This is a genomic window from Kineosporia sp. NBRC 101677, from assembly GCF_030269265.1.
Classification (GTDB): domain Bacteria; phylum Actinomycetota; class Actinomycetes; order Actinomycetales; family Kineosporiaceae; genus Kineosporia; species Kineosporia rhizophila.
The window spans coordinates 1-21,351 of sequence record NZ_BSTA01000013.1 but is presented as its reverse complement, the minus strand read 5'-3'; the positions used below and the strand labels follow the sequence as shown (position 1 = coordinate 21,351).

Here is a 21,351-nt window from a genome sequence, read left to right as displayed (position 1 = left end):
CTCCTGCTCAGGGACGGATGGCCACGGTAGGAAGTGAACCGCGCTTCAGGTCAAGCGCTGACCGGCGCCGGAGCCTCGGTCTCAGGCGTCAGCACCACCGGGTCGGGGTGGATGGTGGCCAGCAGAACCCGCAGCACACCGACCCAGACCAGCGCCGCGCCGACCATGTGGGCCGCCACGACCACCCAGGGCAGGCCGTCCAGGCTCTGGTAGACGCCGATCGTCATCTGCCCGACCAGCAGGCCGAGAAGGATCAGGCCGCGCCGGCGGGTCTTCAGGTCGGCGGCCTGGTGCGCGGCCCAGGTGACCGCACCGGCGAGGACCAGCACGAGCGTGCCGAGCAGGCCGTGGACCCAGGCCAGACCGGCCCAGTCCAGGTCGATCCGGTGCACCTCGCTGGAGTCGCCCGGGTGCGGGCCGGCGCCGGTGGTCAGGGTGCCCGCGACCACCAGGAGCGCAGCGACCGCGACCAGGACCCAGGCCAGTCGGGTGCGCCGCGGGCGCGTCGGGTCGGCCGGAACCTGATTGAGGACGACCGGACCCTCGGTGGCCTGGCTGCGCAAGAGGGCCTTGGCCCGGGCGTAACGAGTACCCGGGCCCTCGGGCAGGGAGTGCCGACTCCAGTCCGCGAAGGCCGGGCTGTGCGCGTAGTCGTAGCTCAGCGTCGTGGTGGTCAGCAGCAGCGTGGCCGCGCAGAAGTGGATCGCCACCATGTACGGGTTCAGCCCGGTCCAGACCGTGATCCCGCCCAGCACCGCGTTCAGCACGATGATGAAGAACTGCGACCAGGTGGTGCGCACCAGCCAGCGGTTGGGCACCTTCTGCAGCCGGGCGGTGATGATCGCCAGCCCCACCGCGACCGAGATCACGAAGGTCAGCATCCGGTTGGTGAACTCGATGGTGCCGTGGATGCCCATCTCGGCGGGCACGATCAGCGAGTCGTCGGTGCACTTGGGCCAGGTCGGGCAGCCCAGACCGGAACCCGTCAGCCGGACGATCCCGCCGGTCAGGATGATGCCGATGCTGCACAGCAGAGCGAACGTGGTGGCCCACCGCACCGCTCGGGGGGTCAAGCTGACGTAGGGCTCCAGCAGGCCGAACGGCGTACGCATGCCTCGAGTCTGTCATGCGCTCACCGATGATCGGTGGCCGGGCGGGCTTTCTGGTGTCCGTTGCGTCGAATTGAGGACGATTGGGCGCTGGTTTGCGGGACGAAGGTCAGGTTTCCCGGCGGCGCAGGTCGGGAAAGATCGGTCCCAGGTCGGAATCCGGGGAAGTCTTCATGTCGTGCCGGGGCCGCGCCTGCCTCGGAATGAGGCCGGTGCGGGGGGTGAGCATGGGCACTTCCCCGGATTCCGGCTCAGCCTTTCGCGGAACCGGCACGGAAGCGTTCGCCCGGGCCAGTTTCACCCGGTCCAGCGAGATCGCCCCGTCATAGGCCGAAGAGGAGATCGTCGAGTCCTGGCCGATGCGGTAGGTGATCTTCTCCGGGCTCTTGCTGCCGGACGCGTGCGCCTCGCCCCCGCTGAGATTCAGCACGATGACCCCCAGCACGATCAGCACCACCCCGGAGACCCGCGGCAAGGTGAGCGACTCACCGAACAGCATGATCCCGGCGATCGTGATCGCGGCCGTGCCGATCGCCGACCAGATCGCGTAAACCAGGCCCACGTCGAAGGTTTTCAACGCGAAACCCAGGAGTGTGAAACACCCGACGTAGCCCACCACCACGATCACGCTGGGCCAGAAACGGGTGAATCCGTCAGCCGTCTTGAGACTGAGCGTCGCAATGACCTCCAGTGCGATAGCCCCTGCCAAGGCCAGCCAAGCCACGAAATCCCCCTGATCCGGACGCTGATCAACTTCTGTCGAAGCCTAACCCGAAACTGACTGCGGAGTAGGTGTAGACGGGGCAGAGGGCGCGAATTTCCACCAAGCCGAGGCTCATTTCGGGGGTGCCCCCTGCAAATCGGTCATTCGATGACCCGATTCGAATTCCACTCTTCCGGCACAGGGTCACCACAGATTCACAGACGTCCCACAAGAATTTCCCACAGCTCACATTCAGACTGCTCTGTCGAACGGCTCAGCTGCCCGGAAGAAGGTGATCACCTCAGAACTTCAGGAGGAAGCCGTGGCCATCACCGACATCGTCGTACCCCGGCGGCGCCGTCCCCAGCCGTCCCCGGCCGGGTCCAGCACAGCCTGGAACGCCTGGGGCACCACCGCGTCCGTCACCGTCGACGACCCGGCCGCGCTGAACCTGGCCCGCCGGATCGTGGCCCGGCAGTTCGCCGCCGCCGAGAAGGCCGCGGCGCGGTCCCGGCCCGACGCCGAGCTGCACCGGCTCTACGGAGCCGCCGGGCGTCCGGTGACCCTCAGCCCACTGCTGGCCGAGCTGGTCGCGGCCGCCCTGGCGGTGGCCGAGCGCACGGCCGGCGATGTCGACCCCACGGTCGGCGCGGCCCTGACCGCACTGCATTACGCAGGTCAGGACCGTTCCGGTCTGCCGGTGTGCGGGTCGCGGGCCACCGGCGTGCGGCCCGCGCCGGGCTGGGAGCAGGTCCGGCTCGAGGGCCGCCGTCTGCAGGTGCCGCCCGGCACCACGCTCGATCTCAGCGCCACGGCCAAGGCCGCCATCTGCGACCTGGCGGCCGCCCGGGTGCGCGAGCGGGTGGACGCGGGGGTGCTGGTGCAGCTGGGTGGGAACGTCGCCTCGGCCGGACCGGCACCGGACGAGGGCTGGCGCGTGCCGGTGCTGGACCGGGACGGTTCGCTGCCCAGCGAGGTCTATCTGTCTGCGGGCTCCGCGATGGCCACCTCCCGGGCCGGGGCCCGGCCCACCCGTTCTTCCCGGCGGCGCGACGTCCCGGTCAGCTACCTGATCGATCCGCACACCGGTGACCTTCCGCTCCCGGTCTGGCGGATGGTCAGTGCCATCGGCTTCACCTGCCTGGAGGCCACCACCTACGCCACGGCCTCACTGGTCCGGGGGGCGCGGGCCCGCGACTGGCTCACCCAGCTCTGGGTGCCCGCCCGCCTGATCACAGTTGGTGAGGACGAGGTGCTGTCCGGCAACTGGGCCGGTCACACCCGTCCTCTCGAGCCCACCCACGCCGTCCATTGAGATTTATGACGCCTGCACCTCACGTTCCGGTGCCTGCGGAACGTCTACCTGATGAAGGCAGCTGTCTTCCGGCTGTTTCCGATCCCCACGACAAGGACCACCTCTGATGACGACCACTCTCGACACCTCGGCCGGCGCCGGGTCCTCGGAGTCCGGAAGACATGCGGCCCCGCCCGATCTCTCACCGCCCCGCTCCCGGCTGAACCGGCTGGTCCGCGGCCGCGAAGAAGATCCGGCCTGGGTGCGCCCGGCGCTGGCCGGCCTGCTGGTGTCCACCGCCTTCCTCTACATGTGGGGGCTCGGCGAGTCGGGCTGGGCCAACTCCTTCTACTCGGCGGCCGTCCAGGCCGGTTCCGAGAGCTGGAAGGCGTTCTTCTTCGGCTCCTCCGACGCCGCCAACTCGATCACGGTCGACAAGCCGCCCCTCGCTCTGTGGCCGATGGCCCTGTCGGTGCGCATCTTCGGCCTCAGCTCGTGGAGCATCCTGCTGCCGCAGGCGGTGATGGGTGTGGCCACGGTCGGCCTGCTCTTCACCACGGTCCGGCGTCATTTCGGCGCCGGGGCAGGCCTTCTGGCCGGTGCGGTGCTGGCCACCACGCCGGTGGCGGCCCTGATGTTCCGCTTCAACAACCCCGACGCCCTGCTGGTCCTGCTGATGACGGCCGGGGCCTACTTCGTGCTGCGGGCCGTCGAGCACGCCCGGCTGCGCTGGCTGATCCTGGCCGGGGTCATGGTCGGCCTGGGCTTCCTGACCAAGCAGCTGCAGGCCCTGCTCGTGGTGCCGGCCTTCGGCCTGGCCTACCTGTGGGCGGCGCCCACCACGTTCGCCAAGCGCATCGGTCACCTGCTGGCCGCCTTCGCCGCGATGATCGTGTCGGCCGGCTGGTGGATCGCGATCGTCGAACTGGTCCCCGCCTCGGCCCGGCCCTACATCGGCGGTTCGCAGAACAACTCGATCCTTGAACTCACCCTCGGCTACAACGGCCTGGGCCGGCTGACCGGTGACGAGACCGGAAGCGTCGGCAGCAACGGCAACTGGGGCGAGACCGGCATCACCCGCCTGTTCACGTCCGAGTTCGGCGGGCAGATCACCTGGCTGCTGCCGGCCGCCCTGATCCTGCTCGTGGCCGGTCTGGTCGTCACCCGAAAGCTCCCGCGCACCAGCACCTCCCGGTCCGCCTTCGTCATCTGGGGCGGCTGGCTGGTGGTCACCTTCGTGACCTTCAGCCTGATGCAGGGCATCTTCCACGCCTACTACACGGTGGCCCTGGCCCCGGCCATCGCCGCACTGGTGGGCATCGGCGTGGCCACCCTCTGGCGCACCCGCTCGGTCGTGGCCACCTTCGTCCTGGCCGGCACCGTGCTGGCCACCGCCCTGTGGAGCTACACCCTCCTCGCCCGCAGCTCCGACTGGCACCCCTGGATCCGCTACGCCGTACTGGTCAGCGGCCTCCTCGCCGCCGTCGGCCTGGCCGCCTCCAGCTGGCTCGCCGGCCAGGTCCGCGGCCCCGCCCGCCAGCGCATCATGCTCGGCATCGGCGCCCTCGCCGTGTTCTCCGCCCTGCTCGGCCCCCTCAGCTACTCCCTCAACACCGCCTCCACCGCCCACACCGGCTCCATCCCCTCCGCCGGCCCCAGCGTCAGCCAGAGCGGCTTCGGCGGCATGGGCGGCGGCGGAAACGGCGGCGGCCCAGGCGGTATGGGTGGCGGTGGCGGCACGGGTGGTGGCACCGGCGGGTCAACCGGCGGCAACGGCTCCACCACCACGCCCAACCAGTCCCAGGACGGCAGCACCTCGCAGTCCCAGGGCGGCACGTCCCAGTCGCAGGGCGGCCAGTCCTTCGGCCGGGGCACCGGCGGTGGCGGCGGCATGGGCGGCGGCGGAGGTGGCATGGGCGGCCTGCTCAACGCCACCACCCCCAGCGACGAACTGGTCGCCGCCCTCCAGGCCGACGCCGACTCCTACACCTGGGCCGCGGCCACCGTCGGCTCCAACAACGCCTCCGGCTACCAGCTGGCCTCCGAAGAACCCGTCATGGCCATCGGCGGCTTCAACGGCACCGACCCCTCCCCCACGCTGGCCCAGTTCCAGGAGTACGTGGCCAACGGCGAGATCCACTACTTCATCTCCGCCGGCAGCATCAGCCAGAACAGCATGGGCGGCAGCGACGCCGCCGCCGAGATCACCGCCTGGGTAGAGGCCAACTACTCCACCACCACGATCGGAGACACCACCGTCTACGACCTCACCCAGCCCACCACCTCCACCACCACAGCCGGCTAACCCCCCATCCGCGCCGCCCCACTCCCCCAGGTGGGGCGGCGCCCCAAAGCCGCATTGCCCCAGGCCACAGCGCCTTACACCCACACCCGGCCACACCCACACCCCGGCTACACCCACCCCCGGCCACCCGGCCCCGCACCCGGGCCCGCACCCGGGCCCGCACCCGGGCCCGCACCCGGGCCCGCACCCGGGCCCGCACCCGGGCCACCCCTACCCGTACCTGCCAGACATACCCACGCCCGAGCCACCCACCCCCACCTCTGGGCCACCCCACCCGGCCACAACCAAACCCACCAGTCACCTCGCCACCCTCAAACCCGCCCAGCCGCACCACACTCACACCGGCCACGCCCACACTGACCACACCCGAGCCCCCGCACCCGGCTACCCATCCCCACACATCCCGGCCATTACTGAGCCACCCCGTACCTCGCCGCCTTGAGCAACCCCCACGCAGCGCCAGCCGACTGACCTACTTCCTTCCAGCCGCCCCGCTCACCCCGCTACCGAGGCCGAGCCATCCCCCAGCCCAATATCGAGCCGCCTCCGCCCTGCCCACATCGGGCGGGGCGGTGCTGTGTCGTCAGGCCTGCGGCGTCTTGACCAGACCTCCGCCGCAGAGGTCCTTCAGCCAGGAGGCCGGGCGACTCGCGGCTGCAGCCCGCGGGTGGCCCGGCCTCTACGCATTAAGAAATTGTCGCTATGAGGCTGTTTCTTCATACGTAGAGCCACCGACGGTCAGCGGATGGGGCGGCGGGCGCTTTCCGCGTCCGGCTTCGGGAAGGCACGAACTGCCAAGCCGCTCAAGAAGCTGGATCGGTCCTGAACCGTTCATGACCAATCTTTGCCCCGAACGCCCGGACGAAAGGGCAGCGGCCGAATCAGTGATTCATATCCTGGTCGACACAGAATGATCAGATCCGCAGGCCGCGGCAGGCCATTCAAAGGCCCTCCTGAGACCTGAATGATCTTGCCCGCACAGCAGCTTCCCGCCACCAACAAATCAGGTCCTGACCTGCGCGATCCATTACCGTCGACGGTTCTCTCAGCTGATCTTGACCGGCATCATTCCGACCACGCGCAGCAAAGATCATCACGGCCTGCCCGATGGGTCCGGGCATTTTTCACAGTGTTCAGACGCGGCGTCCGACGTTGTTCATCGCGTAGCCTCGCTTGCGCTTACACCGCAGGCAGTGAACGCGCACTCTGAAACAACAGGGAGAACCGTGGGAGAGATCGTCTACACCGGCATCCTGGTCAGCGGGGCGATCGCGGCCGGGCAGATGGCCTGGCTGGGGATGGACAAGCTGGTCGGCCGGCTCGGCGTCGAGCCCCGCGACTGGCTGGCGGCCAAGCTGCGTAGCGAGAGCTGATCTCTCTTCCGAACTGCCGATAGCCTCGGCGCTCGTGACCCTGCGAGTGCTGGTGGCGGACGACCAGGAGCTGATCCGGACCGGTTACGCCACGATTCTGTCGGCCCAGCCGGACATGGACGTGGTGGGCGAGGTCGGGGACGGCCGGGCGGCGGTGGATCTGGCCCTTGAACTGCGGCCGGACGTCGTGGTGATGGATGTGCGGATGCCGGTGCTCGACGGCATCTCGGCCACTCGCGAGATCGCCGGGCCGGGGGTCGAGAACCCGGTGAAGGTCTTGGTCGTGACCACGTTCGAACTGGACGAGTACGTCTACGAGGCGCTCCGGGCGGGGGCCAGCGGGTTTCTGCTGAAGGACTCCCCGCCGGCCGAACTGCTGAACGGCATCCGGGTCATCGCAGCTGGTGAGGCGCTTCTCGCCCCGGCCGTCACGCGGCGTCTGGTCGGGCGGTTCGGCGAGCGGGTGCGTCCTCGTTCGACCGCCGGCGATGTTCTGGCGGCCCTCACCCCACGCGAGGTCGAGGTGCTGCGCCTGATTGCCGAGGGCCTGTCCAACCCTGAGATCGCCGACGCGATGGTGGTGAGCCGGGAGACGGTGAAGACCCACGTTTCGCGCATCCTGACCAAGCTGGATCTGCGGGACCGGGTGCAGGCGGTGGTGTTCGCGCATCGGAACGGACTGGTCACCGAGGCCGACTAGGCACGGCCCACCACTGCGCAAAGGTGGCTGACCGACGTCCATAATTGGGTTTTGAGCTCTGGTATCCCCCAGGTGAGCTACCCGAAGTGCGCTCTCGTGCGGGACGCGCCCACCGGCGTCCGTTTTCTAGCGTTCTGGGTGTGGCCGAACGGCCGAAAACCTTACCGAGAACGAGGAGATCGCGATGCTCGCCCGATTGCAGAACCACACCGCGGCACGCCTGGTCGTACTGATGGTGGCGTTCCTCGCCCTGAACGCGGCAGTGGCCGGTCCGTTGTCGGCGATGGTCGAGACCACGTCGCGGTTCATGGCCCTGGTCGTGCTGGCGCTGGGTGTGCTGGCGGCCATAGCGTCGATCCGGCTGTACCGCTGGGTGATTGGCAAGCTGGAGAATCGCCAGGCCAGCGAGGTCGAGCCGGGTACAGCCCGGGCCGGCCTGGTGCGCGGTGCTCTCGCCGGGGTCGGACTGTTCGTTGTCGTGGTGCTGTTGATCGCCACCTTTGGCGGATATGACTCCCTGAGCGGAGGTTCGCTCTGGGCCGCACTTGCGACAGCAGGGATGATGACGGCGGTCGCCACCATCGAGGAGATCGTGTTCCGGGGCATTCTGTTCCGGCTGCTCGAACAGCTCACCGGTACCGTCGGCGCATTGGTCGGCTCGGCCCTGGTGTTCGGCTTCCTGCACCTGATCAACCCCAACGGTTCCCTCTGGGGAGCGGTGGCCATTGCCATCCAGGGCGGTCTCATGCTGGGCGCCTGCTACGCGGTGAGCCGTTCGCTGTGGCTGCCGATCGGACTGCACTTCGGCTGGAACTATGCTCAGGCCGGTATTTTCGGGGCTCCGGTCTCCGGGTCGGACTCCAGCGGCGGTGGCATCCTCGAGAGCACGCTCGACGGTCCGTTGCTGATTTCCGGTGGTGAGTTCGGCCCGGAGGCCAGCCTGTTCTCGGTGCTCGTGTGCTCTGTGCTGACCGTCTACTTCCTGCGGCGGCTGCGGCGCCTGTCCCGCACCGAGGCCGTCAGCTAGAGATTGTTCTCGGCATAGACCGTGAGGGCGTCGCGCACGTACTCGGCGTACGGCGTGGGATCCTCACCGTCCGGAGTGTAGTAGCTACCGAAACGCGGGTCAGCTACGTACATTTCCCCGAGGCCGATCACGTAGCCCCGGCTCACTTCGGTGGACAACGACAACCAATGGACGTGTCGGCGCGCGATTTCCTGGGCAGTCTCACCGTGCGCCGGCTCCCCGGCCTGCTTCGCCCGGGCAAAATCCTGGGCCACGTCCAGCCCTTGCTGCTTGATCTCGTTCTTCTGCTCCGGGGTGAGTGACCGCCACCAGCGATCGCCCTTCTCGTACGCGTCGCGGCCCCAGCGCTGGGTGACCTCTTTCTCGTACTGCGTGTGGTCGAACCCGTCCAGTGCTTCCTCAGCCATCAGTGGCTCCCCTCTCTCGATCCTGCGGATGGTCGTCCGGATCGATTCGGCCTGCCGCTCGATCCGGTCCTGTTCTCGCTCAAGCAGTTCCAGGTGCCGGCGCAACGCCACGACCTCGTCCTTCTCCCCGTCCAGCACCTCGGCGACGGCCGGCAGCCCAAGTCCGAACTGACGCAGCAACAGGATTCGCTGCAGCCGGACCAGCCCGGCCTGGTCGTAGTAGCGCTGACCGTTGGGCCCGGTCCGGCTCGGCGCCAGCAGTCCCACGTCGTCGTAGTGCCGCAGGGTGCGACTCGTCGCCCCGGTGAGCCGGGCGATCTCCTGGATGGACCATTCCATCGCCATCACTCCCGCACTCGGTTACGGGATCCACGGTAGGAGTTGACGCTGCGTCAATGTCAACTGTTCGTCCCGCAAACGCCGAAGGCCGCTCCCGCGCTGGCGGAAGCGGCCTTCGAACGGGCAGCTCAGTTCTTCAGCTTGTTCTTGCCGGGGCCACCGTTGATCAGGTCCTTGCCGGGACCGCCGTAGAGCTGGTCGTTGCCGGCCCGCCCGAACAGCTTGTCCGCACCGGAACCACCGTAGAGCTGGTCGTTGCCCTCGCGGCCGTCGAGCCGGTCCTTCCCTGCCTCGCCGTAGAGCAGGTCGTTCTTCGAACCGCCCGTGAGCTGGTCGTTGCCCGGCCCACCGTAGGCCTTGACCTTGCCGTCGCCGCTGATGATGTCGTTGCCCGCACCGCCGTACAGCAGGCTGCCGCTCCCGCCGCTGATGCCGTCGTTGCCGGCATCGCCGTACACCTTGTTCTTGCCTTCGTCTCCGTAGAGGAAGTCGTCGCCGGCACCACCACGGATCACGTCGTCACCAGCGTCACCACGAATGGTCTGAGCACCCGATCCACCGGTGATGGTGTCGTTGCCCTCGCCTCCGCTGAGCGTGGTGTCGTTACCGGACGCGGCCAGGGTGTCGTTGCCCTCGCCGGCCTCGACGGTGATTCCGGTTACGCCAGTGATGGTGTCGTTGCCGGCGCCGCCCCAGACCGTGGTGCGCGCGTTCGAGCCGGTGCCGGTGAACGTGTCATTGCCTTCACCGAGCGTGAAGTTGTTGCGGAGTTCGGTGCCACTGAGGTTCTCGAACCGCACAGTGTCGTCCAGGTCGTACAGCCGGATGATCGTGTGCGCTCTCGGCCCCTCGCTGTTCTTCGGGGCGACGCTGGCGATCGTGCAGGTCACGAGGGTGAGGTCACCTGCGACCGGGTACTCACAGCCCGGGAACACCGAGATGTTGGCGTTGTCGTCGAGGGTGTAGGTGAAATTACGGGTGGAGCCGACCTTCTCGACGGTGATGGTCAGGTCGCTCTGCTGCCCGTAGGCACCCCGGTACTCGAGGTACTGGATCCCCGCCTCGGCCCCGTCCTCGTAGGTGACGACGCGCGCGCTGGCCTTCGCCCCGGCCTCGGTCGCGTCGGCCCGGTCCCCGAAGCTGATGGCCGCCAGGCCGACCCCTAGCAACGAGGCGACCGCCGCGAGACTCAGCAGCGAACGGGGACGGCGGCGCTCAGCCATGAGGGGATCTCCAGGATCAGGAGCTGGATACGCAACGAGCTCAGGGGGCATCCGGCACGATCGAGGACGAATGCGGTCAGAGAGTACCGCTTTTTGAGACCTGCTGTGTGACCGGAACGGGGCGCTCGTCCGGTACCTGACGAGCGCGACGTTCCGGTCACCCCGGATCAGCCGACGCCGGCCTCCGCGTTACCCAGAACCTTGACCCCCTCGGCGAACTCGACCCACTGGGCGTCGGTCCAGCCCAACGACAGCGGGCCCTGCACCACGACGTTGTGTCCCTTCGCGTCGGTGAAGGAAACCTTCACCATGGGCGAGTCATTGGTCTCCTTGTCGCGGCGCAGCTTGCCTTCCTGACCGCTCACCTCGATCTCGGTGGTGGTGCTGTCGAGGCTGCCGGGCTCCATCCCCCAGGACTTGAGCTCCTCGTCGGTGGGCACGTAGTCCTCTTCCGCACCAGCGGCGTCCTTGGACTCGAGCATGACCGCGATCTTGCCCACGAAGCTGTTGTAGTCCTGGTCCTTGAACCCCTTGGGCGCGATCGTCAGCGTGAAGTCGTCGCCCCCCTGGATCTCCCAGCCCTTGGGCACGAACCCGACGTCGTAACCCGGCAGCTGCTCGCCGGTGTAGGCGACGAGCTGGATCCCGGGCAAGGAACCCTTGGCTGCGGTGGTGGCGGGGGCCGTCGTACCGGCCAGGGCCGGCGGGGTGGAACCGCCGTCCGAACCACCGGTGACCAGCACTCCGCTCACTGCGGCGATCACAGCCATACCGGCCGCCCCGGCGCCGAACCGGGTCATCCGCCGCCTGCGCAGCTCACCGCGGCCGCGAGCGATGTCCGCAGCCGGGTCCACCGGCCTGTCCTGCACCGAAACCGCCTTGTCCAGGATGTCTTTGAGCTCGTTCATCGGTTGGTCCTTCCCATCTGATACGCGGGTGCCACGGCCTGCGGCGGCACCGTGAGGAGGTCCCGCAGTTTTGCCGTCCCCTTCGCCGCCTGGGACTTGACCGTGCCCTGGGTGCACCCGAGGATCCGGGCACTCTCCTCGACACTGAGATCTAGCCAGTAGCGCAGGATCACGACGGCCCGCATCCGGCTGGGCAGGGCGGCCAAGGCGTCCCTCACCCGCTGCCCGTCCGACCCGAACCGCCCCTCGTCCAGGCCCGCGATCCCTTCCGGTCCCTCGAACGCGGGCACTTCCGGAAGCTCGGGCGTGGACCGTTCCCGCCGCCACCAGGGACGCCGGGTCTCGTCGATGTGGCTGTTCAGCAGGGTGCGCCGGGCGTACGCCAGCTCGCCGTCCTTGCGTCGCAGCCTCGGCCAGGCCAGATACACCTTGGTCAGCGCCGTCTGCACCAGGTCCTCGGCCTGGTGCCCGTCGCCCGCCGTGAGCAGGCAGGCGAACTTCAACAGCGAAGTCCGGTTTGTCCGGACGAACGTGGCGAACTCTTCGTCACGATTGGAGCGCGGCATGTGGGTACCTCCTTCGCTCCCTGTACGGATCCGGTGCTCTCCCAGGTTGCCTCCGGACCGAACGAAGAGGACGCCGGTTCAGCCGTCTGTAGGAATCGCCACCAGGGCCAGGATCTGGTGGGCGACGCTGCCGGGACGAGCGCTGACCCGCATGTGCACCCCGGCGCTTCCGGCTCGGTCCAGGCTTCGGCGCACCGTACGGACGGCCGTACTGGACAGCATCGTCGCTTTCTGGAGGTCCAGGACCAGCGTGGGCGATCCCGGCGTGATGCACAGAGCCAGTTGCGCCTCCAGCTCCCCGGTCGTCGCCGCGTCGATGGGACCGCTGACGCGCAGCACGTTCTGATCGGCCTGGGGCTCGAGGAAGACGTCCGCGACCAGGGCATGCTCCACCGGGCGACGCGGGTCGGCATGGTTCGACTGTTTCCAGGGCCGGTACTCGACCCGCACCTGCGTGCCGTCGTCCGGGCCCCGGTCGTACTCGATCGACACCGACTCGGAGAGCTGCTGGATCAGAGCCAGCCCGATTCCCCGGCCGTCGTCGACCTGTGTGCGGGGTCGCCAGCTCCCTTGGTCAGTCACCTGCAGGACCAGCATTCCGCGCTGATCAACGCCGGCATCCACCCCGACAGGACCTCCGGCGCCGTCGTAGGCATGCTCGGCCGCGTTCTCGCACAACTCCGTGACGATCTGGTCCAGTTCGGCCAGAGCGGCCCCGTCCACCTGGTCGGGGCGGAAACAGGCCCTCAGGGCCTGGCGCACACCGCCGGCCCCGGTACTTTTCGTTTCGAGGCTGAGATCGGTCAGAGCGGGGGCACGTTGCAACGCCAGAAGGGTGATGTCGTCACTGGCCCCGGTCTCGCGGGTCAGTCGTTCGAGCACCTGCGTGGTCGAGCGGTCCACCGCGGCCGGCAGGCTGAACACTGGGAACAGTTCGTCCCGCAACGCAGCCTCGGCGATCTGGCGCAGTTCGACGGTGCCCTGGGTCACCGGCACTCCTGGCCGCTCGATGATGCCGTCGGTGTAGAGCAGGAGCACCCGTTCTCGCTCGAGCTGCCCGGTCAGCATCGTCCTGGGCCCGCCCTCACCCAGCGGACCTGCGCCGCTGGGGTCGAGATACATGCTGGCGCCGGCCGGCCCGGTGATCAGCGGCGGCGGGTGCCCGGCCGAGCAGTACTGCAACCGGCCGTCGGCCACGTCGAGTGACACCACGCAGATGGTGCTGCCACGGGCGCCGGGCATGACTTCCACGAAACGGTCCAGCGCGGCGACCACCTGGGCCGGATCGGCGCCGGCGTGCAACCGTTCCAGAGTGACGGCCCGCAGCTGCGCCATCACCGCTGAGGCATCGACACCGTGACCGACGACGTCGCCCACCACCGCCGCGACCACGTTCCCGGGCAAGGGCAGCACATCGAACCAGTCACCACCGGCTGCCTGCTCGGCTCCCCCGATCGAATAGCTCGCAGACACCTCCAGTCCCGGCAGCACCGGCAGTCGGGAAGGCAGCAGCGCCCGCTGAACTTCGGCAATGACGTCGGTGGCGCGCTGAAATCGCCGGGTCAGCTCGGCCGTTGTGGCAGCCTCGGCCTCTTCCCGCAGGACGGTGGCGGTGGTGTCGCGGCCGGTGCCGACGGTGCCGACGATCTCGCCCTGCCGGTTCCGCAGCGGGCTCACCTCGAAATCGATGATGATTTCTTCCTGGTACCCCTGCGGCGTGGACACCACGAACCGCGTCCGCTTCAGGTCGGTCGGCTGCCCGGCGAAGGCCCGGTCGTAGATGTCGATCAGCCCTTGCCCCTGAGCACCCTCCAGGAAGTCGACCAACTCCAGCCCCACCGGGTTGAAACCGCCCAGAACCCGCAGCAGCGCCGCATTCACGGTCACTACCCGGTGCGTCGGGCCGACCGCAGCGATCACGTACTGCCGGAGCTGGTGCAACACCGCCGCGCGCACACCGTCGGAGCCCACACCGACGTCACCGCCGAAGTCACCGTCGTCCACGCTGCCCCCGTCACTGCTCGACAGGGCCAGGCCCTGGACCTCACTGGATCGCGCGGTTCGACCGTACTACCGCAGCGGCGACGCACGGGGTCAGCTTGAGTAGCCGACCGCAGAACCCGGAATCTCTTGCGAACGAGCAGGGCCCGGGACCGAATCACCGGACGGCCCGGGGACGCTCAGGTACCCGTCCGGGGTCCCAGCAGACGGAAGGGGCCGCTCCCGATTTTCGGAAACGGCCCCTGACCTGTGGTGGAGACGATGGGACTCGAACCCACAACCCCCTGCTTGCAAAGCAGGTGCGCTACCAATTGCGCCACGTCCCCGAGGTCCGCGAGCGAGAAGGGCTACTCGCGGGACGGGAGGTTCAGACCTTGTCGGTCGCCGTCGCCCACGGCTGGGTGGGCTTGCTGGTTCCGACCTTACGCCAGACAGCGACGCCGGCTGCGGACGCGACCGCGACCATCAGCAGCTTCTTCATGAGGGTTTCCTCCCCGTCCTTGAGGGCGACGTCTCTGCCGCCCTTCGAGCAGGACGAGATTATCACCGCCGCCCACCGCCCGGGACGCGCGGCCGGTGCGGTGGCAAGGGCTGGTCGCGCAGCTACGGGAGCGGGTCCCGCACAGGGGCGAAGCAGCAGGTCAGGACGGGAAGTCGGGGGTTAACAACTATTGGCTCGCCGAGGCTGCTCATCTCTGTCCGCCGGCGCCGGGTGGCGGCTAGGATCGGACCTGATCCAGTGCAGCCCCCGAGGTGCGAGCTTTACAGCAGGCGAAGTAGTTCCTCGGCCGCTCCAGTGCAACTTCGAGGGGTTTCTCATGCTCGCTGCCGCCACCCGCGCGATGGCAGTCCTGTTGGTGGACGACGATCCGGGCGATGTGCTGATGATCGAGGAGGCGCTGGAGTCGATCGGCGCCCCGCGCAACGTCTACGTGGCCAACGACGGAGAGGAAGCGGTCGCCTTCCTGCGGCGCACCGGCGAGTACGAGGACGCGCCGCGCCCCGACGTGATCCTGCTCGACCTGAACATGCCCAGGATGGACGGGCGGCAGGTGCTGGCGGAGATCAAGAACGACCCGGAGCTGCGCAGCATCCCGATCGTCGTGCTGACCACCTCGCAGGCCCCGACCGACATCCTGAGCAGCTACTCGCTGCACGCCAACGCCTACGTCACGAAGCCGATGAACCTCGACGGGCTGACCGAGGTGGTGCGGCGAATCGACCATTTCTACGCGAAGATCGCGCATCTTCCCGGTCACCGGCCCAGCGACGAGGAATAGACCCACCTTTATCCACAAGGCTTTTCACAGCCTGGGGATTATGCATCGGCCGCCTCCAGGCGGCGTAGGGCGAGCAGTGCACCGAATCCCGGGACGATCGAGAATGCCCTGGTGGTCTTTTCTTTCGTGATCGTCCAGGTCAGCACAACAGCTATCAGGTAGGCGCAGCCGTGGATCGGGCCGAGCGCCGAGGCCAGGGCTGCGACGTGCACCGTGGCCAGGTTGAGCAGCAGCATCACCAGCGACAGGGCTTCCACCGCAGCTGCGGCCCGCAGACCGCGCAGAGCACCAGCAGACACGCTCACACCCCCGTCGACGAGCCGGGGCGCACGATCATCAGGACCACCACGGTGGCCCAGATCAGGCCGAACAGCCCGGTCAGCATGCCCAGGCGGGGCAGCAGCGAAGACACCGGGGACGGGTCGCCGGGTGCGCCCAGCAGTTCCATGACCCGGCGCTGAGCAGGCACGACGCCCCAGGCCAGCAGGGCCGCGCCAACCACCGTCAGGGCCATCGAGATCCAGATCCAGTAGTCGCCCAGCACGCCCATGGCCGAGGCGGTGCCGATGCCGAACACCGGCACCGCCAGGCCGGCGACCGCGTATCCGGTGCTGATCCGGTGCAGCGCTCTGAGCACCGAGAACGGGCCGGCGCGATCCTCACCAGCCGCGACGGCCTCGCGTGCGTAGCGGGGGAAAAGGCTGGCGGCGGCGGTGAGCGGCCCGATCAGGATGATCGCCAGCACGACGTGGACGGAGAGCAGGACGGCCTTCATGCAGGCAAGGTTACAGTCAGACTTAAACTGCTCCGCAAGTGCCAGGATGAGCCGGTGACGCGACCGCCCGAACCCAGCCCCGGCTTCCTGCTGATGAACATCGGCCGGACGATCCGCACCGAGGTGGAGGCCGTGCTGAAGGAACGGGGCACGTCACTGCGGCACCTGTCGGCCCTGGGGCACCTTTCGCGTGAACCGGGCCTGTCCTACAGCGAACTCGGCCGTCGGGCCGGGGTCACGGCGCAGAGCATGCAGGCCACGCTGCACCAGCTCCAAGACCTGGGCGCGGTCGAGCGCCGCACGTTGCCGGGCCGCGGGCGCACTGCCGACCTGATCGTCACCGAGGCCGGAAGTGCGCTCATCGCAGCTGGTTTCCAGGCCATCCGGCAGGTCGAGGAGAAGGTCCTCGAGCCTTTGGACGAGGAACAGCGGCGTGCGCTGACCGCTCTCCTTCTGCCGGTCATGGCGGGAAGACCCGGGCCGAGGCCTCAGGCGGCGGAGTGAACCCCGCGAACCAGGCGGGCAAACGTCTTCAGTTGAGATCCCAGAGGCGCTCGATCGCGAGCCGGAGATCCGCCGCCGCGGGAGCCTTGCCGGTGACTGTGGCCTGCAAGAACACCCCGTCGACGAGGGTGGCGAGGGCATAGCCGGCAGGTCTGCCGGCTACCCGCGTCAACATGTCGCGCAGCCCCAGCAACCAGTGCGTGGCCAACGGCCGTAGCTCGGGCGTGTGCCCCGCCGCGAGATAGAGCTCGCACTCCAGCCGGGCGCGGGGCTGGTCGGCCAAGTACTCCAACACCAACTGCGTAAGGACGTTTGCGGGCCTCCCGTCAGTCGGCTCACCTTGAGCGCGCAGCAGTTGGGGTTCCCACCGCAGCAGATCCGCGTCCCAGGCTTCGGCGGCCTGTTCCAGAGCAGCCGCGACGAGGTCCTGCAGGGTGGGGAAGTAGTAGGTGGTCGCCCCGAGCGGCACCCCGGCCCGGGCCGCGATCGCCCGGTGCGTAGTGCGCGCGACGCCCACCTCCGCAACGACCTCGACGGTGGCCGCGAGCAGGGCGCGGCGCCGGCCTTCGGGATCCCGGGAGTTCGTCACCCGCCTCAGTGAACCCCAGCCACGTTCAGGATCACCACTCCACCGATGATCATCGCTGCTCCGGCCAGCTTGGCCAGGGTCAGCGGCTCGCCCAGGAAGGTGGCCCCGATCAGCATGATCGCCGCGATACCCATGCCTGACCAGGTGGCGTAGACGACCCCCACGGGCAGGTACTCGACGATCCGCGAGAGCAGGATGAACGCGGCCGCGTAGGAGCTGAGACACAACAGCGTCGGCCCGAGCCGGGAGAAGCCCTGTGTGGAGGGCAGAAGACTGGTGCCCAGAACCTCGAGCGCAATCGCCGCGCCCAGCATGATGTACGCCATCGCCAACTCCTGTACGTCTGTACTAGTACGTCTGTACAAGTTCAGTGGCAGGCGAATTTGTTCCTGATGGGTAAGAAGAGGTTCAGATACAGAGGAGCCCCGGGCGACAGGCGTGAAATACGCGCCCGTCGCGCCGGGGACCAACACCTGCTTGGATAGCCGATCCGGACAACTGTGGATCTAGCGTGAGGTAGGCATGGCGGCGAACTCCCGGGCCTGGCTGGCCGCAGCGATCGTGCTGCTCTGTATCGCCCTGCCGGAACTCGTTCTGCGCGGCATCGTCGACGGCAAGCCCATGGGGCTCGCCGTCGGCGTGGTGTTCCTGGCCGCTTCGGCCCTGTGCTTCTGGCAGGCCCGCTACGAGAAGCGCCAGGCCGAACTCAGGAAGCCGGACGCAACTGAAGAACCGCCAGAGCCCGACCAGCCACAGTGAGCGGCTTGCCGGCCTCGACCACCGGACCGGGCTCGACCGTGACCATGGGCACCGACATCGCCGAACCCTGCACCGGAACCGCCGGAGCGTGGATCGGCTGACGGCCGGGCTCGGTGCTCAGCACGAGTTCCCAGTTGGCGCCGAAGTTCTCCGGCGGGACGACGAAGTCGATCGGCTGGTCATGAGCGTTGTAGCAGACCAGGAACGAGTCGTCGACGACACGCTCGCCGCGGGCGCTCAGGTCGTCGATGCCCTGCCCGTTCAGGTAGACCAGCACCGCCCGGCCGAAGCCGGAACCCCAGTCCTGGTCGGTCATCTCAGAACCGTCGGGCCGGAACCAGGCGATGTCCGGCTGGGTCTCCGAGCCCTGGGCCCGCACCGGTAGGCCGTTGAAGAAGCGCCGGCGGCGGAAGACCGGGTGGTGGCGGCGCAGCGTCGCTGCAGCCCGGGTGAACTCCAGCAGGTCCTGGTCCACGTCGGACCAGGACACCCAGGACAGCTCGTTGTCCTGGCAGTAGACATTGTTGTTGCCGTTCTGCGTGCGACCCAGCTCGTCACCATGGGCGATCATCGGGACACCCTGCGAGAGCAGCATGGTCGCGATGAAGTTGCGCTGCTGCCGGGCCCGGATCTCCAGCACCGACGCATCGTCGGTCGGGCCCTCGACCCCGCTGTTCCACGACCGGTTGTGGCTCTCGCCGTCGTTGTTGTCCTCGCCGTTGGCCTCGTTGTGCTTCTCGTTGTACGAGACCAGGTCGCGCAACGTGAAGCCGTCGTGCGCGGTGACGAAGTTGATCGAGGCCACCGGGCGCCGGGCGGAGTGCTCGTAGAGGTCGGCCGAACCGGTGATGCGTGAGGCGAACTCACCCAGGGTGGCCGGCTCGCCGCGCCAGAAGTCCCGCACGGTGTCGCGGTACTTGCCGTTCCACTCAGTCCACTGAGGCGGGAAGTTACCGACCTGGTATCCGCCAGGACCGACGTCCCAAGGCTCGGCAATCAGTTTCACCTGGCTGACCGTCGGGTCCTGCTGCACCAGTTCGAAGAAGCTGGAAAGCCGATCCACGTCGTAGAACTCGCGAGCCAGGGTGGAGGCCAGGTCGAAGCGGAAGCCGTCGACGTGCATCTCGGTGACCCAGTAGCGCAGCGAGTCCATGATCAGCTGGAGCGAGTGCGGGTGCCGGACGTTCAGGGTGTTGCCGGTGCCCGTGTAGTCCATGTAGTAGCGCGGGTCGTCGTCCATGACCCGGTAGTAGGCCCGGTTGTCGATCCCCCGCATGGAGAGCGTGGGGCCCAGGTGGTTGCCCTCGGCGGTGTGGTTGTAGACCACGTCGAGGATGACCTCGATGCCCGCCTCGTGCAGCGCCCGCACCATGGCCTTGAACTCCTGCACCTGCCCGCCGGGCGTGGTGGTCGAGGAGTACTTGGTGTCCGGGGCGAAGAACCCGATCGTGTTGTAGCCCCAGTAGTTCGACAGGCCCTTGTCGATCAGCGTGGAGTCGTTGGCGAAGTGATGCACCGGCATCAGCTCGATCGCCGTCACCCCGAGCGCGGTCAGGTGCTCGATGATCGCCGGGTGAGCGATGCCGGAGTAGGTGCCGCGCATCGCCTCGGGCACGTCCGGGTGGGTCTGGGTCAGGCCCTTGACGTGCGCCTCGTAGATTACCGTGTCCGCGTACTCGTGGCGCGGGGGCCGGTCGACGCCCCAGTCGAAGTACGGGTTGATCACCACGGACTTCGGCATGTGGACGGCCGAATCCTGGTCGTTGCGCGCGTCCGGGTCGCCGAAGGGGTAGCCGAACATCGACTCGTCCCAGTCGAACTTGCCGTCGATCGCCTTCGCGTACGGGTCGAGCAGCAGCTTGTTCGGGTTGCAGCGATGCCCCTGCGCCGGGTCCCACGGGCCGTACACGCGGTAGCCGTAGCGCTGACCGGGCTGGATCCCCGGGAGGAAGACGTGCCAGATGAACGCGTCGACCTCGGGCAGTTCGACTCTGGTCTCGTTGCCGGCCTCGTCGAAGAGACACAGCTCGACCTTCTCGGCGACCTCGCTGAAGATCGCGAAATTGGTTCCGTATCCGTCGAAACTGGCCCCGAGCGGGTAGGCCTTACCAGGCCACACGCCGAGGGCGGACGGCGAGGAGGCTGGATCCGTCACACTGACTCCCTGAAATGCCAAGGCGGGTCTCAGCCGAAGTGCTGAGCCAAGATCATGACCCGGAAAGGGCGTCTTTGCACCTTGAAGAGTCAACTTGACGGCGATGTCCGAGGTGCTCGTCGTGCCTGCGTAGGGGAGCATGGGCAGGTGCTGCTGGACGTCCGCACGATCTACGCCGAACCGGCCGCGCTCGAGCTCGAGCGGGGCCGGCAGATCGTGGCGAGGTGGCCCGAGGCCGAGGTGATCGAGGTGGCCTCGGCGAACCGGATCGACGCGGTGCACAACGCCGAGGAGAACGTGCAGCGCTGGGTGCGGACGAAGTCCGAGGTGCTGGCGCTGGGGGTGCGCAAGACGCTCACGGCTCGGGTGAACGGGCGCTCGGCCGACTGGATCGCCGCCTCCGCCTCGAACGGTTGCGCGATGGCCTGCGCGTACTGCTATGTGCCGCGGCACAAGGGGTATGCCAATCCGATCACCGTCTACGCCAACATCGAGCAGATGATCGGCTACCTGCGCCGGCACGTGGTGCGGCAGGGGCCGAAGACCGAGCCGAACCAGTGCGACCCCGAGGCCTGGGTGTACGACCTGGGGGAGAACAGCGACGCCTCGGTCGACGCGATGGTCAGCGACAACGTGGCCGACCTGGTCGCGGCCTTCCGCGACCTGCCCACGGCGAAGGCGTCGTTCGCCACCAAACTGGTGAACCGCGATCTGCTCACCTACGAACCTCAGGGGCGCACCCGCGTCCGGTTTTCCGTGATGCCCGAGAAGACAGCGAAACTGCTGGACATAAGGACGTCCTCGGTCACCGAGCGGATCGCGGCAGTGGACGATTTTCTCGCCGCGGGTTACGAGGTGCACCTGAACCTGTCGCCGGTGGTGGTGCACGAGGAGTGGCTGGAAGACTGGGCCGAACTCCTCGACCACCTGAACGACGTGCTCTCCCCGGCGGCCAAGGCGCAGGCGGCCGCCGAGGTCATCTTCCTGACCCACAACCAGGGCCTGCACGAGGTGAACCTGGGCTGGCACCCGCAGGCCGAGAACCTGTTGTGGCGTCCCGACATCCAGGAGTTCAAGGTCTCGCAGAACGGGATGCGCAACGTGCGCTACCGCGCGGCCTGGAAGGCGGTCTGGAAGCAGCGCCTGCTCGACCTGATCGCCGAGCGCACACCCTGGCTGACCGTGCGCTACGCGTTCTGACCAGGTTCTAGTAGTGCTTTGTTAGGTTGGTACGAGTTGGTGGCATTGGGGGCAGATCCCGCGCCAGGTCGCGATCAGGTACTGGAGTTCGCGGAGGATGGCGTAGAGAGTGGGAGCTGCCCGCTGGCTTTTGG

General features: G+C 68.0%; 22 protein-coding genes and 1 tRNA gene. 9 read left to right on the top strand and 14 right to left on the bottom strand.

Going from position 1 to position 21,351, the window contains the following annotated elements; all coding sequences use genetic code 11:
* Nucleotides 1–50 precede the first annotated feature (50 nt).
* Together QSK18_RS29890 and QSK18_RS29885 are read right to left on the bottom strand one after the other, a co-directional pair.
* Complete coding sequence (locus QSK18_RS29890; protein WP_285626056.1) at nt 51–1,112, bottom strand: COX15/CtaA family protein; 1,062 nt, start codon at nt 1,110–1,112, stop codon at nt 51–53.
* Nucleotides 1,113–1,218: 106 nt separating this feature from the next.
* Nucleotides 1,219–1,833: a DMT family transporter gene (locus QSK18_RS29885; RefSeq protein ID WP_285626053.1), complete on the bottom strand. Its 615-nt coding sequence runs from the start codon at nt 1,831–1,833 to the stop codon at nt 1,219–1,221.
* Between the two features lie 301 nt (nt 1,834–2,134).
* On the opposite strand from QSK18_RS29885, the gene QSK18_RS29880 reads away from it, so the two are divergent.
* The 5 genes from QSK18_RS29880 to QSK18_RS29860 all read left to right on the top strand — a co-directional run bounded on the left by QSK18_RS29880 (nt 2,135) and on the right by QSK18_RS29860 (nt 8,511).
* Complete coding sequence (locus QSK18_RS29880) at nt 2,135–3,127, top strand: FAD:protein FMN transferase (protein WP_285626050.1); 993 nt, start codon at nt 2,135–2,137, stop codon at nt 3,125–3,127.
* A gap of 106 nt (nt 3,128–3,233) precedes the next feature.
* Nucleotides 3,234–5,411 (top strand): glycosyltransferase family 39 protein, encoded by a 2,178-nt coding sequence (locus tag QSK18_RS29875; protein WP_285626048.1) that lies wholly within the window; start codon nt 3,234–3,236, stop codon nt 5,409–5,411.
* A 1,226-nt stretch (nt 5,412–6,637) separates the two neighbouring features.
* Nucleotides 6,638–6,784, top strand: a complete 147-nt coding sequence (locus tag QSK18_RS29870) for a hypothetical protein (protein ID WP_232811496.1) — start codon at nt 6,638–6,640, stop codon at nt 6,782–6,784.
* Nucleotides 6,785–6,818: 34 nt separating this feature from the next.
* Nucleotides 6,819–7,484, top strand: a complete 666-nt coding sequence (locus QSK18_RS29865) for a response regulator (RefSeq protein WP_232811495.1) — start codon at nt 6,819–6,821, stop codon at nt 7,482–7,484.
* A 184-nt stretch (nt 7,485–7,668) separates the two neighbouring features.
* Complete coding sequence (locus QSK18_RS29860; protein WP_285626045.1) at nt 7,669–8,511, top strand: CPBP family intramembrane glutamic endopeptidase; 843 nt, start codon at nt 7,669–7,671, stop codon at nt 8,509–8,511.
* Here the strand turns inward: QSK18_RS29860 and QSK18_RS29855 are convergent.
* From QSK18_RS29855 to QSK18_RS29825, 7 genes are all read right to left on the bottom strand, one after another.
* On the bottom strand, nt 8,508–9,257 hold the full coding sequence (locus tag QSK18_RS29855; RefSeq protein WP_285626043.1) for a MerR family transcriptional regulator: 750 nt from the start codon (nt 9,255–9,257) through the stop codon (nt 8,508–8,510). The genes QSK18_RS29860 and QSK18_RS29855 overlap by 4 nt on opposite strands.
* Nucleotides 9,258–9,385: 128 nt before the next feature.
* The gene (locus QSK18_RS29850; RefSeq protein WP_232811492.1) at nt 9,386–10,480 is read right to left on the bottom strand and encodes a calcium-binding protein; all 1,095 of its coding nucleotides are present in this window, start codon (nt 10,478–10,480) and stop codon (nt 9,386–9,388) included.
* Between the two features lie 167 nt (nt 10,481–10,647).
* The gene (locus QSK18_RS29845; protein ID WP_285626039.1) at nt 10,648–11,388 is read right to left on the bottom strand and encodes a hypothetical protein; all 741 of its coding nucleotides are present in this window, start codon (nt 11,386–11,388) and stop codon (nt 10,648–10,650) included.
* Nucleotides 11,385–11,954: a SigE family RNA polymerase sigma factor gene (locus QSK18_RS29840; protein WP_232811490.1), complete on the bottom strand. Its 570-nt coding sequence runs from the start codon at nt 11,952–11,954 to the stop codon at nt 11,385–11,387. Before QSK18_RS29840 ends, QSK18_RS29845 begins: the two co-directional genes overlap by 4 nt.
* A 78-nt stretch (nt 11,955–12,032) precedes the next feature.
* The gene (locus tag QSK18_RS29835) at nt 12,033–13,958 is read right to left on the bottom strand and encodes a SpoIIE family protein phosphatase (protein ID WP_285626036.1); all 1,926 of its coding nucleotides are present in this window, start codon (nt 13,956–13,958) and stop codon (nt 12,033–12,035) included.
* A gap of 247 nt (nt 13,959–14,205) precedes the next feature.
* Nucleotides 14,206–14,281 (bottom strand) — tRNA-Ala (locus tag QSK18_RS29830).
* Nucleotides 14,282–14,322: 41 nt separating this feature from the next.
* On the bottom strand, nt 14,323–14,436 hold the full coding sequence (locus QSK18_RS29825; RefSeq protein WP_232811488.1) for a DLW-39 family protein: 114 nt from the start codon (nt 14,434–14,436) through the stop codon (nt 14,323–14,325).
* 337 nt (nt 14,437–14,773) lie between these two features.
* Here QSK18_RS29825 and QSK18_RS29820 point away from each other — a divergent pair, with 337 nt between their 5' ends.
* On the top strand, nt 14,774–15,235 hold the full coding sequence (locus tag QSK18_RS29820; protein WP_232811487.1) for a response regulator: 462 nt from the start codon (nt 14,774–14,776) through the stop codon (nt 15,233–15,235).
* 38 nt (nt 15,236–15,273) lie between these two features.
* Here the strand turns inward: QSK18_RS29820 and QSK18_RS29815 are convergent, their stop codons facing one another.
* Entirely contained in the window at nt 15,274–15,534 is a 261-nt protein-coding gene (locus QSK18_RS29815) for a hypothetical protein (protein WP_232811486.1), read from the bottom strand.
* 2 nt (nt 15,535–15,536) lie between these two features.
* Nucleotides 15,537–16,010 (bottom strand): hypothetical protein, encoded by a 474-nt coding sequence (locus QSK18_RS29810; RefSeq protein WP_232811485.1) that lies wholly within the window; start codon nt 16,008–16,010, stop codon nt 15,537–15,539.
* 54 nt (nt 16,011–16,064) lie between these two features.
* Between QSK18_RS29810 and QSK18_RS29805 the strand changes: the two genes are divergently transcribed.
* The gene (locus tag QSK18_RS29805; RefSeq protein WP_285626017.1) at nt 16,065–16,514 is read left to right on the top strand and encodes a MarR family winged helix-turn-helix transcriptional regulator; all 450 of its coding nucleotides are present in this window, start codon (nt 16,065–16,067) and stop codon (nt 16,512–16,514) included.
* A 28-nt stretch (nt 16,515–16,542) separates the two neighbouring features.
* Here QSK18_RS29805 and QSK18_RS29800 read toward each other — a convergent pair whose 3' ends face one another.
* Nucleotides 16,543–17,103, bottom strand: coding sequence for a TetR/AcrR family transcriptional regulator (locus tag QSK18_RS29800; RefSeq protein WP_285626014.1), 561 nt, complete (start codon nt 17,101–17,103; stop codon nt 16,543–16,545).
* A gap of 5 nt (nt 17,104–17,108) precedes the next feature.
* On the bottom strand, nt 17,109–17,429 hold the full coding sequence (locus QSK18_RS29795; RefSeq protein WP_232811482.1) for a DMT family transporter: 321 nt from the start codon (nt 17,427–17,429) through the stop codon (nt 17,109–17,111).
* Nucleotides 17,430–17,625: 196 nt separating this feature from the next.
* Between QSK18_RS29795 and QSK18_RS29790 the strand changes: the two genes are divergently transcribed.
* Nucleotides 17,626–17,862 (top strand): hypothetical protein, encoded by a 237-nt coding sequence (locus tag QSK18_RS29790; protein ID WP_232811481.1) that lies wholly within the window; start codon nt 17,626–17,628, stop codon nt 17,860–17,862.
* On the opposite strand, the gene glgX is transcribed toward QSK18_RS29790, so the two are convergent.
* On the bottom strand, nt 17,810–20,017 hold the full coding sequence (gene glgX, locus QSK18_RS29785) for a glycogen debranching protein GlgX (RefSeq protein ID WP_232811480.1): 2,208 nt from the start codon (nt 20,015–20,017) through the stop codon (nt 17,810–17,812). The two genes, QSK18_RS29790 and glgX, sit on opposite strands and share 53 nt — an antisense overlap.
* Nucleotides 20,018–20,167: 150 nt before the next feature.
* On the opposite strand from glgX, the gene QSK18_RS29780 reads away from it, so the two are divergent.
* Nucleotides 20,168–21,217, top strand: coding sequence for a spore photoproduct lyase family protein (locus tag QSK18_RS29780; protein ID WP_352396687.1), 1,050 nt, complete (start codon nt 20,168–20,170; stop codon nt 21,215–21,217).
* The last annotated feature ends 134 nt before the right edge of the window (nt 21,218–21,351 follow it).